Annotated in this window: 15 protein-coding genes; 9 read left to right on the top strand and 6 right to left on the bottom strand. The window is 48.8% G+C overall.

What is annotated here, in order from left to right; translation table 11 throughout:
- The 3 genes from FJZ26_01210 to gcvT all read right to left on the bottom strand — a co-directional run.
- Positions 1-788: glycine dehydrogenase (locus FJZ26_01210; protein MBM3229025.1), on the bottom strand; the 788-nt coding region annotated here is incomplete at its 3' end.
- Positions 785-1,156: a glycine cleavage system protein GcvH gene (gene gcvH / locus FJZ26_01215; GenBank protein MBM3229026.1), complete on the bottom strand. Its 372-nt coding sequence runs from the start codon at positions 1,154-1,156 to the stop codon at positions 785-787. The genes gcvH and FJZ26_01210, both read right to left, overlap by 4 nt.
- Before the next feature lie 314 nt (positions 1,157-1,470).
- Positions 1,471-2,550, bottom strand: coding sequence for a glycine cleavage system aminomethyltransferase GcvT (gcvT, locus tag FJZ26_01220; GenBank protein MBM3229027.1), 1,080 nt, complete (start codon positions 2,548-2,550; stop codon positions 1,471-1,473).
- 232 nt (positions 2,551-2,782) lie between these two features.
- On the opposite strand from gcvT, the gene FJZ26_01225 reads away from it, so the two are divergent.
- From FJZ26_01225 to FJZ26_01260, 8 genes are all read left to right on the top strand, one after another.
- Positions 2,783-3,763 carry a hypothetical protein gene (locus tag FJZ26_01225; protein MBM3229028.1) on the top strand — a complete coding sequence of 327 codons (981 nt, stop codon included), beginning with the start codon at positions 2,783-2,785 and terminating at the stop codon, positions 3,761-3,763.
- 198 nt (positions 3,764-3,961) lie between these two features.
- Positions 3,962-6,121, top strand: a complete 2,160-nt coding sequence (locus FJZ26_01230) for a sodium-translocating pyrophosphatase (protein ID MBM3229029.1) — start codon at positions 3,962-3,964, stop codon at positions 6,119-6,121.
- A 218-nt stretch (positions 6,122-6,339) separates the two neighbouring features.
- Positions 6,340-7,605, top strand: a complete 1,266-nt coding sequence (locus tag FJZ26_01235) for a hypothetical protein (GenBank protein MBM3229030.1) — start codon at positions 6,340-6,342, stop codon at positions 7,603-7,605.
- 198 nt (positions 7,606-7,803) lie between these two features.
- Positions 7,804-8,430: a DNA-directed RNA polymerase gene (locus tag FJZ26_01240; protein MBM3229031.1), complete on the top strand. Its 627-nt coding sequence runs from the start codon at positions 7,804-7,806 to the stop codon at positions 8,428-8,430.
- 26 nt (positions 8,431-8,456) lie between these two features.
- A complete protein-coding gene (locus tag FJZ26_01245; GenBank protein ID MBM3229032.1) occupies positions 8,457-8,639 on the top strand; it encodes a transcription elongation factor Spt4 in 183 nt (60 codons plus the stop codon).
- Between the two features lie 66 nt (positions 8,640-8,705).
- On the top strand, positions 8,706-9,041 hold the full coding sequence (locus FJZ26_01250; GenBank protein MBM3229033.1) for a YbjQ family protein: 336 nt from the start codon (positions 8,706-8,708) through the stop codon (positions 9,039-9,041).
- 59 nt (positions 9,042-9,100) lie between these two features.
- Positions 9,101-9,541, top strand: a complete 441-nt coding sequence (locus tag FJZ26_01255) for a hypothetical protein (GenBank protein ID MBM3229034.1) — start codon at positions 9,101-9,103, stop codon at positions 9,539-9,541.
- A gap of 131 nt (positions 9,542-9,672) precedes the next feature.
- The gene (locus FJZ26_01260) at positions 9,673-9,969 is read left to right on the top strand and encodes a DUF1805 domain-containing protein (protein ID MBM3229035.1); all 297 of its coding nucleotides are present in this window, start codon (positions 9,673-9,675) and stop codon (positions 9,967-9,969) included.
- A 35-nt stretch (positions 9,970-10,004) separates the two neighbouring features.
- Here the strand turns inward: FJZ26_01260 and FJZ26_01265 are convergent, their stop codons facing one another.
- From FJZ26_01265 to FJZ26_01275, 3 genes are read right to left on the bottom strand one after another with little or no spacing between them, the layout of a single operon-like run.
- Positions 10,005-10,508, bottom strand: a complete 504-nt coding sequence (locus tag FJZ26_01265; protein ID MBM3229036.1) for a hypothetical protein — start codon at positions 10,506-10,508, stop codon at positions 10,005-10,007.
- Between the two features lie 18 nt (positions 10,509-10,526).
- Positions 10,527-11,150, bottom strand: coding sequence for an HD domain-containing protein (locus FJZ26_01270; GenBank protein MBM3229037.1), 624 nt, complete (start codon positions 11,148-11,150; stop codon positions 10,527-10,529).
- A complete protein-coding gene (locus tag FJZ26_01275; GenBank protein ID MBM3229038.1) occupies positions 11,147-12,556 on the bottom strand; it encodes a hypothetical protein in 1,410 nt (469 codons plus the stop codon). The genes FJZ26_01270 and FJZ26_01275 overlap by 4 nt, the downstream gene beginning before the upstream one ends.
- Before the next feature lie 45 nt (positions 12,557-12,601).
- Here FJZ26_01275 and FJZ26_01280 point away from each other — a divergent pair.
- Positions 12,602-12,946: cell division protein SepF (locus FJZ26_01280; GenBank protein MBM3229039.1), on the top strand; the 345-nt coding region annotated here is incomplete at its 3' end.

Consider the following 12,946-nt stretch of genomic DNA (forward strand, 5'->3'; position numbering starts at 1 on the left):
TTTATTGCCATAAAGCCCCCCGTAGGGCCGCCAAAGTTCATCCCATTGCCCAGTGCCTGAAGCTCGCCAACCACAATGTCAGCCCCAAACTCCCCAGGTGGGCGCATTACCGCAAGGCAGGTTGGGTCTGGGACGGCAACAATCAAAAGCGCGCCTGCCTCGTGCGCCTGCTTTTCAAGCGGTGCCAAATCAAGAATGTTGCCATGATAATCCGGGTTCTGGACAACAACACATGTGGTGTTCTGGCCAACTGTTTGCGAAAACTCAAAATTGCCTGCCGCCGCGTAAGTATCAAGCGTGGCCCGGTACTGCGGATTGAGTTTGCCTGCAACGAAAATTTCCTTGCGCCCGTTTGCCGCCCTTGCAATTATCACCGCATCGGCTATCGCAGTTGCGCAGTCATACATGCTTGCGTTTGCAGCCTCCATGCAGGTAAGCTGGCAAATCAGTGTCTGGAACTCGTAGATTGCCTGCAGCGTGCCCTGGCTCACTTCAGGCTGATAGGGAGTATACGCTGTGAAAAATTCCCCTCTTAAAAGAAGCTGGCCCACAGTCGAAGGGACATAGTGCGCATAGCTGCCTGCGCCCCTGAAGCACTTCAAAACCCTGTTTTTCTCGGAAATTGAGCGCACCAGATTTGAAACTTCCATTTCACTTAGCGCAGGGGGCAAGGCAAGTGGCCTTTCGAGTTTTGGCTGCATGTCTGAAAGCAGCTGCTCTGCACTTGGCGCACCAATCCTAAGAAGCATCTGCTGCTTGTCAGAATCAGTGAGGGGAACGAAGTTCATTTGCCAAGCCCTCCAGTGTAATTTTTATACTCCTCTTCACTCATAAGCGCATCAAACTCGGCAGGGTTGGCTAGCCTGATTTTTGCCATCCAACCTTTTTCCTGCGGCGACTCGTTAAGCCACTGGGGATTGGACTCAAGCTCCTTGTTGATTTCAACAACTTCGCCTGAAACAGGCGAATAGACATCGCTGCTTGCCTTCATGCTGTCAACAACCCCAAGCGACTGGCCTTGCTTTATTGTTGAGCCTGTTTTAGGGAGCTCAATTGAAACGATGTCGCCAAGAGAATGCTGGGCGTAGTCAGTAATCCCCACAATCGCCAGGCCGTCTTTGATTTCGACCCATTCGTGCTCTTTTGTGAATTTCAAATGCCCCGACCCACACAGACAGTTTTCCAGGTTTTCCAGGATTTTTTCAGGAATTGAATAATTATAACTTGATAGGATAGAGTAGATGGTAAAATTGGAAGTTGAATAATAGTAATAGTACTTGTTAGATATTAGTACTGTTTGTTTGCGTGTTGTTTTTGTTGCGTGTTGTTTTTGTTGCGTGTTGTTTTTGTTGCGTGTTGTTTTTGTTGCGTGTTGTTTTTGTTGCGTGTTGTTTTTGTTGCGTGTTGTTTTTGTTTGCAGTTGGCTTGTTTTGGCGTGATTCTATGCGTGATTTGTTTTTTGATTTCTTGCTACTGTTTTTTCGCCAAAAACCTGTGGCTGCAGGTTTTGGCCGCGTAAAGCCTGTCCCGGATTTTTATCTCGACTTGTGACCCGTCCGGCATATCAACCGGCACAAAGCAAAAGCCAATGGGCTTTTTTAGTGTTGGCGAAAACGTGCCGCTTGTGACAAGGTCAAACTTTTCGCCATTTACATAGAGCTCATTTCCGTGCCTTGGCACTGCCCTCTCAAGAAGCTCAAAACCGACAAGTTTGCGCTTGGGTTTTTGTGCAAGCAATGCGGATTTGCCAATAAAGTCGCCTTTGTCTGGCTTGACTGTCCACTTGAGCGGCGCCTCGTAGGGAGTTACATCATCCGTAATGTCGTTCCCATAAAGCATGAGGCCAGCCTCTAGGCGCAGCGTGTCGCGCGCGCCAAGGCCGCATGGTTTTATTGCAAACTCTGCCCCGGCTTCCATAAGCGCGCCCCAGATTTTTTCCGTGTCTTCACTGGCGCAGTAAATCTCAAACCCGTCCTCCCCTGTATAGCCTGTCCTTGAGACAAGTGCATTGATGCCCGCCACATTCATTTGGGAGAACCTGAAGTATTTCAGTGCGGCAAGGTCGAAATCGGTAATTTTTTGCAGCGTGCCTTGCGCTTTTGGCCCCTGGAGCGCAATTTCCCCGGTTTTGTCGCTGATGTTTTTCAGTTCTGCACCCAGGCCGTTTTGTTGCATCCAGGCAAAGTCTTTTTCGGTGTTTGAGGCATTGACAACTATAAACAAGTCGTCGTTGGATTTTTTGTAAACAAGAAGGTCATCAACTATCCCAGCGCGTGGGTTGCACATAGGGGAATAGACGCATTGGCCGTCCGCTGCCTTTGATATGTCGTTTGTCACAAGGTTTTGCACAAAGGCCATTGCCTGCGGCCCCTTTGCAGTCACCTCGCCCATGTGCGAAACGTCAAATATGCCAACCGAAGCCCTTACTGCCACGTGCTCTTCCAATATTCCTGAGTACTGGACCGGCATCTCCCAGCCGCCAAAGTCAACAAGCTTTGCACCTAGGGACTTGTGTATCTCAAATAGGGGAGTTCGTTTCAATTCTGCCATCTAATCTTCCGCTGCAAAAAAATTGCGAAAATAAATCCGGAAAAAGGTTTGTTTCCAGAATGCAAGTGTTAGCAGTCAAGATTTTTTAATGGCAATAGCTGTGTTGGAAGTTAAGCTCCTGCGGACAGTGTCTTAAGTTATTTGCGGGCTTGTGACGATGATTTGTCGCAAAACAAATATAAATGTGTATTGAGCGGTGTTTAGGAAAACCAGTTTGGCAGTTGAGCGCGGCATGACAGCAAAAATTCCATTGTATTTTTCAGCTGAAGGCACAGTCAGGATGAGGAATTCAAGCATCTCAAAAAGCCTGTTTGAGAGGTTGATGCTTGGAAAAGCCCCTGGCGCAAGGGTGAAACTAATTTTTGATGTCGCAGGAAAATCGACAGTTGGCCTTGATACTGGAGTGTATGAATATTACCCGACACCGGCTGAAAAAATCGCAGCCAGAGAAAGCGATGTTGAGAAGCTTGGCCCAAGGCTGCAAGCCATAGCCAGCCTTGCCCTATACGAGGCAGACGGAGTGAGCCTTAAGAGAGTTGCGGAAGTCTTGGAGGGCTTGCTAATGGAGGGCATTGGAATTGGTTTTGCGGAAAAGAACCTTCTTGCAGGACTGGAAAAGACAGCTGACGGTGGTGCGGCTTATAAGATAAGCAGGCTGCTTGCGGATAATTGGGTGCGTGAGAGAAAAACATGCAAACTTGTTTCATTTGCAAAAAATGGAAAGGCGGATTTGGCTGGAATAATGGACGGCATTGGCGAGGCTGGGACTGGATTGAGCGCGATAATGGGAAAGCAGGTGTTTGAATTTATTGAAGCCGGACTGTTGAGGGAAAGCGACTTTGGAAAAGAACGCCTGCTCAAGATGGTTTTAAGCGAGTCAAAAGGCATTGGAACCGCAAGGATAGCAAGGCTTTTGGTGATAGCGAAAAGGGGCGCGAGGGGCAAGCAGTGGGCAAAAGATGTGGAAAAAATTGCCCGGGGCATAGATGAAGTTGTTGGTGGGCTTGTTCAACAATACACAGGCAAGCCCGGTGGCTGCAATTTAATACATGCAATGAGTTTTGAGGAATTTGTCGGCGGGGCAGGAAAAAGCGTCGGGATAGCCGCCAGAAACAGGGAGGCTCTTGCAAGAAAGAGTTTTACAATTCAGGCAAAAACGCAGGCAAACACAAGTGGAGTTATTGGTGCAAAAAAGGTGCTTGAGGAGCACTGAATCGGGCGGCGGCCCCGATTTAATTTGTGCTTTGTGATTGTTGTGCGCATCGCAAGTTCGAGAAATATATTTGTTAAGTTTGACAATGGGGCGGGGGGCTGAGTTTGGTTTTCCGGCATTGGTCTTCCGATACTATTTAATACCCTGAGAGAAAAAATGCTTGCTGCATTCGTATTATAGCGTGGTGAGGTGCATCTGATGGAGACTTTCGCATTACAATTAGTGGCACTAATGGCCGGCTTGTTTTCAATGGGGGCCGCAGCCTATTTGTATCTGGATGTCAGGCGGCAAAAGCGCGGCAATGCCAAAATGAATGAAATTGCAGATGCAATACGCACGGGGGCAATGGCATACCTGAAAAGGCAAAACTCCACAGTGGCAAAATTCGCTGCGCTAATTTTCATCGTGTTTCTTGTGCTTGGGGCGCTAGTCGACCCAATCTGGTACCCGACGGCAGTCTCTTTTCTTGTCGGAGCCGTTGCATCGGCAATAGCTGGATACATAGGCATGGACATTACAACGCAGGCAAACGTGAGGACCGCGCAGGCAGCCGCAAAGGGGCTTAACGAGGCGTTGAAACTCTCCTTCAGGTCCGGAATGGTCATGGGCTTGTCTGTTGTCGGCCTTGGCCTAAGTGCAATCAGCCTGCTTTGGTTTGCCTACGCCTGGGCGCTTGGTGCCGGAATATTTCCAGGCCTTGGAGCTGCTGCAGCCGAATCGTCATCGGCCATACTGCAGATGATTACAGGCATGGGCTTTGGGGCTTCATTGATTGCAATGTTTGCAAGGGTTGGCGGTGGCATTTTCACAAAAGGGGCCGACGTTGGGGCCGACCTTGTTGGCAAGGTTGAAGCCGGAATCCCAGAAGACGACCCGAGAAACCCCGCAGTCATTGCAGATAATGTTGGTGACAATGTTGGCGACTGCGCCGGCATGGGAGCTGATTTGTTTGAGTCTTATGTTGTTACGATAATTGCGGCAATGATACTTGGCAACCTGACATTTGGGGTGGCAGGCATTGTCTTTCCCCTTGTGATAGCAGCGGGGGCGATAGTTGCAAGCATGGTTGGAAGTTTTGTAGTAAGGACAAGTGAAAAGGGGGACCCGATGCAGGGGCTCTCAAATGGGATTTACGCAACAGCCGTTCTTGCGGCAGTGATGTTCTATTTCATATCAAATGCGATAATACCCGAGATAGGCCAACAAGTGCAGGGGAACGCGGCCGCGCCAACTTCGTTTGGGGTGTTTCTGGCTTCCCTTGTCGGGCTTGCTGTTGCCATTGCCATAGTCTGGGTAACTGACTATTACACTTCAACAAAACAAAAGCCAGTACAGGAGATTGCGCAAAGCGCAAGCACTGGGGCTGGCACAAACGTGATTTCCGGGCTTGCAATAGGGCTTAAAAGCACTGCGCCTTTTGCCCTGATTGTGGTTGTCGGCATACTGCTTTCCTTCAAGTTTGCCGGCGTGTTTGGAATTGCGGTTGCAGTGATGGCGATGTTGTCGCTGACAGGCATAATTGTCGCAGTAGACACCTTCGGGCCGGTTTCAGACAATGCAGGGGGCATTGCAGAAATGTCAGGCATGGAAGGCAAGGTCAGGGAAGTGACTGACAAGCTTGATGCCGTTGGCAACACGACAAAGGCGACAACAAAGGGATTTGCAATTGCCTCGGCAGGCCTTGCAGCCCTTGCACTTTTGCTTGCATTTGCACAGGAGGTCAACATCGCAGCAGCCAAGATTGGCGCTGCCGGAATTGAGGTTGCGCAAAACGGGCTTCCAATAATCAACGTCATGGAGCCTTCGGTCCTAATAGGCCTTTTGATAGGTGGCGCCCTGCCGTTCCTGTTCTCAGCATACTCAATGATGGCGGTTGGCAAGGCGGCGCAGAAAATCATTGAGGAGGTTAGAAGGCAGTTCAGGCAAATCAAGGGCATAATGGCAGGCAAGGCAAAGCCTGATTATGCGGCATGTGTTGACATTTCCACACAGGCCGCACTAGGGGAGCTTATGGTGCCAGGGATACTTGCAGTTGCAACGCCTGTTGTAATAGGTTTGTTGTTTGGGCCTGCCGCAGTTGGCGGAATGCTTGTTGGCGCCCTGGTTTGCGCGCAGTTTTTGGCTGTTTTCATGTCAAATGCGGGCGGGGCTTGGGACAACGCCAAAAAATACATTGAGCAGGGCAACCTTGGCGGCAAGGGAAGCGCTGCGCACAAGGCGGCTGTTGTGGGCGACACTGTTGGCGACCCTCTCAAGGACACGTCAGGACCTGCACTGAACCCCTTGATAAAAATCCTCAACACAGTCTCCATACTGTTTGTGGGGCTTTTTGTCAAGTATGCAATGCACTTGATTTAGATGGGTTGGAAAAACGGCGACTTCTTCTTTTCTCTTTTTTTGTTTTCTTTTTTTCCTTTATTTTTTCTTAAGCCTGACAACAGCCTAACCAATCCTGCACTTGGAATTAGCAAAAAGGCAAGTGGCAGGAAAAATTGTTTAGGAATATATATATATATAAATGTGGATTGAGCGATTTTGTCCTTTAAGATAGGAAAGAAGGATAGTTGATGATATTTATGGCTTCTAAACAACCCCTGGCAGAATGGCGGCAGGGCTTTGGCGAAACGGAGAAAGGCCCGAAAAACGAGAATTTGGGCAACAAGAAAAAAAGGGGCCAAAACCGCATTGTGGAGAAAAAATCAGTTGGCACTCAAGTGGCAAGCAACGACCACAAGAAAAAGCAGGCGGAAACAGAAAACGTGCTTGGTGCACTGAAAACAAGTCTTGGGAAAGGCCTTGTTCCTGAAATTAGTGCGCAGGACATTGCCGCAATGCCTGAGATTGCAAAGCTTCTGGTTGAAAGCGAGGTATTTGGGGCCAATAAGAGAATAAGGCAGGGGGCGGCACAGGCACTTGACAATCTTGCATGCACGCAAGGGGCAGCAAGCGTGGCAGGCTATTTTGAAGCAGGCCTCAAAAACCAAACCGCACAAGTGCGGGAGGTGTGCGCAAGGTTCCTTGCAGCTTCATGCCATTTTGACCTTGAAAAATCAAAAATCAGGGAGATTTTATCATCCAATGATGCTGCCACCCTTTCAGGCACCTGCGCTGGACTCAAACTGCTTGCCTTGAAAGAGGAGGACATGAGTTATGCATTTGGAGACATTGCGCAGAGGCTTGCAACAATGCGCCGCGGCAAAGGCGAGGCAGTGCAAACGCTTAGGGAAACTTACCAGTTCATCAAAAAAGTAAGGAAGCGCATTGAAATTTGCCCAAAATTGAAGAAAACTGAGAAAGAAAATATTGCACAGATTATCAATGGGGGAAACATCCAGCGACTCAGACAATATATGGCAAGGTCAATCCAAAAAACCGTTTATGTCTTTGAGATTGCGGCAAAAATGCAAGATTGCCAGAGGAAAAACGAGTTAATTGGCATGTTTGAAAATATTATTTGGGATGGAAAAACACACAGGAGATTCGGCTCATATCTCAACTGGAAACTTAGTGCTGGAAGCAAAAGTGAGAGGATGCTGAGCGGCCAGATGCTTGCTTTTGAGGCTTCGAACTATCCTTCCAAGATGAAGGATGAATTGCTTGTAAAGCTGATTCTTGGGAATGATGAATTGGTGAGTTTTGGGGCAATAAACGCAGTCAGGAAGCTTATGGCAATTGAAGGGTTTGAGCTTCCTGGAAGCATTGTGCCTGCAATCAGGGCAGTAAGCTCCAACTTCAAGCACCCGGCACAGGGGCATGCTAAAGGCATAGTGGCTGTTTTTGAGGAGAGGGTTGCTTATTCAGTTGAAATGAAGCGGGCTAGTGGAATGTTTCTGTCTGGATAAATTTGTACCAGGCAAAGAGTTTGGAGCACGGCCAGGCCCAAAGCAGGTTTATATTGATTGGCATGTATAAATTTATGCAATAAAAGCCTAGTTTAGCCCATGCAAAAGATTTCGCATTAAATTGATTGTTTGAAGGTGCTGCAAAAGAGGCAGGCTGCAGCAAAATAAAGCTGGCTTGAATTTGGTGTGGTGAAATTTATGTACCAGGTCGTAAACATTTCTGACAGGGTCAGGATTCCCCCTGAAGTATTTGGCATGAAGCTGACTGACGCGGTTGCGCAGATAGTGCGCGACAGGTATGAGCGGCGCATGGACCATGAAATTGGCATGGTGCTTGCCATATGGAATGCAAAGGCCCATGGCGACGGGGTTGTCATACCCGGCGATGGGGCCGCGCATTTTGACGTGACTTTTGACGCGCTTGTATTCAAGCCGCAAATCAACCAGATAATAGAGGCAGAAGTAAGCGAGCTTGTGGAGTTTGGAGCGTTTTTGGGCCTTGGGCCACTTGAGGGCCTTGTGCACTTGTCGCAGATTGCAAACGATTATCTTACGTATAACAAAAAGATACCTGCATTTGTAGGCAAGGAAAGCAAGAAGAGCCTGAAGAAAGGGGACATTGTCGCAGCCAAAATCTCGACAGTCAGCATAAAAGGCGCAAGCACAGACTCAAAGATAGGGCTTACCATGAGGCCCGAAGGGCTTGGAAAGATTGAGTGGATTGACGTGCAGGCAAGGAAAAAGGCTGCAGGCAAGGATGAGCCTGCCAAAGAGGCAAAGGAGAAAAAGGAGAAGGTTGACAAAAGGCAAAAACGCGGCGAATAGGTAATGTTTGAAGCCAGGGTGGGAAAATGAAGGCGTGCAAGAATTGCAGATATATTGTAAGCGAAGGCGGAACGTGCCCTGCATGCCAGGGGACCGAACTTACGGAAAAATTCAACAGCCAGATTTATGTGTTTGACGCCCAGAATTCTGAGCTTGGAAAAAAGCTTTCCGCAAAAATGCCGGGAAAGTATGCAGTGAGGATAAAGTAGAATCAACAGCCCATGAATTAGCAGGAAGCGGCCGCACCTTATGAGTCAAAAGCAAAAGTGGATAGAATGACAAGCGAATTGCTTATAATGAACACGCCACTGCCCGAGGGCTATAAAATAGTAAAAACCCTTGGACTTGTAACTGGACTTACAGCTCGCTCAAGGGGCGTTGGCGGAAGATTAATCGCAGGGATTGAAAGCGCTTTTGGCGGAGAGATAACTGCATATTCTACCGAAATAGAAAAAGCCAGGGTGGAGGCCATAGACAGATTAAAGGACAGCGCAGTCAGACTCGGTGCAAATGCAGTTGTCGGAGTTGATATAGAAACCGCAAATGTCTTTGAGGCGGTTGTTATATTGTCAGCGACTGGGACTGCATTAGTGGTTGAAAAGAAAAAATAGGGTTCAGAGATTGAAAAATAAGTCAATAATGAAATTTGTCTTAAAGAAAGGTGAAAAATATGGGCAGCAAAAAAAGAGGAAGGGAACGGCTTGTAAATTGCGATTCGTGCGGAAGCAGGGTTCCAAGGGACAAGGCAGTCACGCTATTTAGGACTTCAGTATATAGCACCGACTTGAGGACAGCCGACGATGTGCGGACAAGCATATCCAGGGAATTCCATTACTGCCCCTCGTGCGGCAAGCACAAGAGGATTTATGAGAAGAAAAAAAGGCAGGCTGCAGCTGCAAAGGAGAGAAGGGAGGCATTTGGCGGCCTGAGGGGGGGGTATGCTTCTGGCGGAGGCTACAGGCACAACAACCCATATGGGCAAGGAAGCCAAAGCCAGGCACAGGGAAGCGGACAGAAACAGGAAGGCCAGGGCACCCAACAACAGCAGGGGGTGCAGCCTGAAAGCCAAAGCAAGCAGGAAGATTCAAACCAAGAAGCGCAGGGACAGTAATAGATGGAATGGCAAAATTAACGATCGGGCTTTAGCTAGATGCATGAATCGTGTAATTGCAGGGAAGCGGCGGTGCGGCAAGGCACGCCTTAAACCGAAAAAATTGCACAGGCTTTGTGTGTGGTGGTCAAATGGAACAGAGCTTGAGTTTTGAAGGAAGGACTTACAATGGGGTGCACTTTGACCTTGGCAACGTCCCACTCATAGTCATAAAGGCAAAAGCCGGGTATGTTGCCTGCGGCTATGTTGACAAGGCGACGGCTGAAAAGCATGGGGATGTTGCCTGTTTTGTTTCAAACGTAAAAAGCTTTGACGATGTGTTCAGGGCAAAAGTCAGGGGGATGACAAGCTGGGCCGAGGAGCTTGGCATTAGGGAGGGAATGAGTGTCAAGAAGGCACTTGAAATAATAGACAGCCCGCTAGTATAAGCCTGTATAAAAGGCTAAATCGAAGTCTGAAGCATTCATTGATTATTGCTTCTTTTGATAAAAGCTGCTGCAAGGCCGATTGACAGGATTAAGATTGCAGGAACAACACATGGCGGCGTTGGAGTTTGTGCTGCCTTCATGCAGCCTTCCTTTACCGCCCCTGAGCCATCAATGTTGAAAAATGATGTCACAAACGAGGCATCTGGTATTTCCTGGCACAGAGTCGGATCTTTGAGTATGCTTGCAATGGACTTGATGCAGACTTTTTGCACATCCTCATCAGGAGCAAGCCTGCATTTGGCAAGCGCCTGCGCCCGCGTGTCTGTGCCGCTATGGAGGACTGCAACACCTACCGCCTGTTTTTGAAAGCAGATTGACTTGTTGAAATCCCCCCCAGTCGCACTTGCGCAGTCTGCAGTTGTAACCTGCTGGTTTATGCACCCTGCCGTTATGAGGAGAAAGGCTGCAAAAACACCTGCGATGGAGGCGAAAACAAGTTTGGTTGTAATGAAAGACACCCTAGAATGTTGGATTTGCAAGCCTTTGCCTCTTGCTTTCTATTTGGAGGCGTTTGAGACCCAGGCAAACGGGTCTGCGGATTCTGCCTGCCAGAGAAGCATTTTGGCTGATTTTGTTTTTAAGTCTGCCCTTGCTGATTCAACCCAATCAAGGGCATGCCTGTGCCCAAGCGCCGCGTATTCAAGTGCGCTAAAGCACATTTCAAGCCTGTCAGCCTCAAGCACAATCCTTGCGGCTTTCCTATTCTTTTGGGAAGATGCGAAATCCTGCAAAACGCCCAGGCCAAGTGGCCTGAACAGATTCTTGTTTGCAGCCCCAACTGACGGTCTTACATATTTTTTGTTGATTTTATTGAGGTCTGAAACCCTAGTCTCGCAAACGTCGTGCAGCAGGCACCCCAAAAGGACCTGATGCTCCTGCTGGCGCGCAAGTCCCTCCATTCTTGACAAAAGCAGCCCCACGATGCAGACCCTGTACGTGTGCTCAGCCACGCTTTCCGGGTTTTCAATTCCGATAGTCAGCCAGCCGGACCTTGCCGTGCGCTTGAGCTGCCCTGCCTCAAAGATAAAATTAGAAATGGGCTGTGCGCCTCTGCTTGAAGAAATTGCGGTTGCCGCGAATTTGGCTGGCTTGCGCATTGGCGCCTCTTTTTTTGGTTTCATGTGCCGTCACCTTCTACCTGGGAGATTTCCCTGCCAAACGACCTGTTGTACAGGTTCTGGGTTATTATTGACTTGATTTCCTGCGCTGAAAAGCCTATTTTGATAAATCTTGTATGCCCCCTGACTCCTTTGCCGGATTCCACCATTGTCACAAGGCCAAGCATCTCAAGGTCGTGCAGATATTCGCGGTACCACCGTGCAGTGCGCGGCTCAAGTGTCTGAAGGGAGCACAGGTTTAAGTATTCCTCATACACCTCACCTGAAAAAAGAAAACTCTCATTGCCTGCGGCCTGGGGCGAAGGCTCAAGGCGCGCATATCTGCTGCCCCCTGCAAGAGTCAGTGAGGCAACTGCAAGAAGCACAAGCTGCTGGTGCTCCGGAAGCGTGGAAATTGTCTCCTTTGCCACATCCTCGTCAACCGCTTTTCGCGCAAGGTTGACCTGCTTGTCAGTGACTTTGGCAAGCGCAGCCTGCTGCGCCGATGTTATGGATTCATCAGCAATTTCGCCTGCGCGAAGCAGGAGCCTCAGTGCATATCTTGCATCCCCGGTTTCGGACGCCGATGCGGCTGCGGCAAGATTGATTGCCGAGTCCTCAACGACCCCTTGCTTAAATCCAATCTGGCAGCGCTTGGAGAGTATTGTCGCAAGCTGCTGCGTGTTATAGGGAGCAAATACAAGCTCTGTCTCAAACAGCGTGGATTTGGAGCGCGAATCAAGCCTTTCCTTGAATGACAGGTTGTTTGAGATGCCTACAAGCGAGACGCCGCCTCCAGAAAGCTCGTCGTTTGCTCGCGTGAGGGAGTATATCAGCTCGTCAAGGTCCTTGACCATGTCAACCTCATCGAGCACAAGCACAAGGAACTTGCCGTCCGACTCAACCCATTCAAGCATCTTCTCATACATGAAGGTTATGCCAAACCCCGCCCGCTCAAGCTCCGGCAAAAAACCCTTGAGCGCCTTTTGCATGACTTTATAGCGTGAGTTGTAAATCCTGCAGTTGACATAGGCAAATTTGGCCTTTGTGCCAAGGGACTCGAACTTCGACATTACCCGCCTGACGCAGGCAGTTTTGCCTGTCCCGGTCTTGCCGTAGAGGAAGATGTTCCTGGGCCTGCCGCCTTTGAGGGCAGGCGAAACGCAAAGCATGACCTTTTCTATTTCCCTATCCCTGAAGGGAAGCTCAGGGGGCACAAAGTGCGGCGAGAGCGCGTTGCGGTCTGCAAAGCAGGTGGGTTTTTGCAGTATGTCAAGGAATGATTTCATTTCAACACGTTTGTTGCAGAATTGTTTTAGGGGTTTTTTCAGAATGCATTTTGCCGAATCTGCTGGTTTTTTGCGCGCAGATGGCGCTAAAGTTTGGGGGGCAAGCATTATAAGAAAAGCCTTATTAACCCTTTCCGACATTTAATTAGCACGAGGCTTAGTTTTGCATTAATCAGGGGTGTTTGAATGGGAATGTTTGAAAAAATTTCAAAAGGGCTTGGTTTGAACAAGGACATCAACATTGAAGAATACATGAACACTATTGAAATGGAGAACGTTGATGCGCTGCACGAACCTGCTGATTTTTACGTCAAGCCGATTGCACTTGAGTCAGAAGCCGACGTTTCCGTGATAATGGACGAGCTGAAGGCAAAAAACATAGTGCTTCTCAATGTAACGCCGCTTTCCAAGCAGCCAAACAAGCTCAAGGGCATTATTGACAGCATAAAAGGCTTCACGACAAAAATAAACGGCGATATTGCAAGGATTGACAACGACAAGATACTCCTTACGCCAAGCAAGGTCAAGATT

Source organism: Candidatus Parvarchaeota archaeon, from assembly GCA_016866895.1.
Taxonomy (GTDB): domain Archaea; phylum Micrarchaeota; class Micrarchaeia; order Anstonellales; family VGKX01; genus VGKX01.

Excerpts from the sequence above, each read along its gene's own strand:
- FJZ26_01225 (MBM3229028.1), top strand. The coding sequence starts at position 2,783 with ATGACAGCAAAAATTCCATTGTATTTTTCAGCTGAAGGCACAGTCAGG.
- FJZ26_01245 (MBM3229032.1), top strand. The coding sequence starts at position 8,457 with ATGAAGGCGTGCAAGAATTGCAGATATATTGTAAGCGAAGGCGGAACG.
- FJZ26_01275 (MBM3229038.1), bottom strand. The coding sequence starts at position 12,556 with ATGTCGGAAAGGGTTAATAAGGCTTTTCTTATAATGCTTGCCCCCCAA.
- FJZ26_01270 (MBM3229037.1), bottom strand. The coding sequence starts at position 11,150 with ATGAAACCAAAAAAAGAGGCGCCAATGCGCAAGCCAGCCAAATTCGCG.
- FJZ26_01235 (MBM3229030.1), top strand. The coding sequence starts at position 6,340 with ATGGCTTCTAAACAACCCCTGGCAGAATGGCGGCAGGGCTTTGGCGAA.
- FJZ26_01240 (MBM3229031.1), top strand. The coding sequence starts at position 7,804 with ATGTACCAGGTCGTAAACATTTCTGACAGGGTCAGGATTCCCCCTGAA.
- FJZ26_01260 (MBM3229035.1), top strand. The coding sequence starts at position 9,673 with ATGGAACAGAGCTTGAGTTTTGAAGGAAGGACTTACAATGGGGTGCAC.
- FJZ26_01255 (MBM3229034.1), top strand. The coding sequence starts at position 9,101 with ATGGGCAGCAAAAAAAGAGGAAGGGAACGGCTTGTAAATTGCGATTCG.
- FJZ26_01250 (MBM3229033.1), top strand. The coding sequence starts at position 8,706 with ATGACAAGCGAATTGCTTATAATGAACACGCCACTGCCCGAGGGCTAT.
- FJZ26_01230 (MBM3229029.1), top strand. The coding sequence starts at position 3,962 with ATGGAGACTTTCGCATTACAATTAGTGGCACTAATGGCCGGCTTGTTT.
- gcvT (MBM3229027.1), bottom strand. The coding sequence starts at position 2,550 with ATGGCAGAATTGAAACGAACTCCCCTATTTGAGATACACAAGTCCCTA.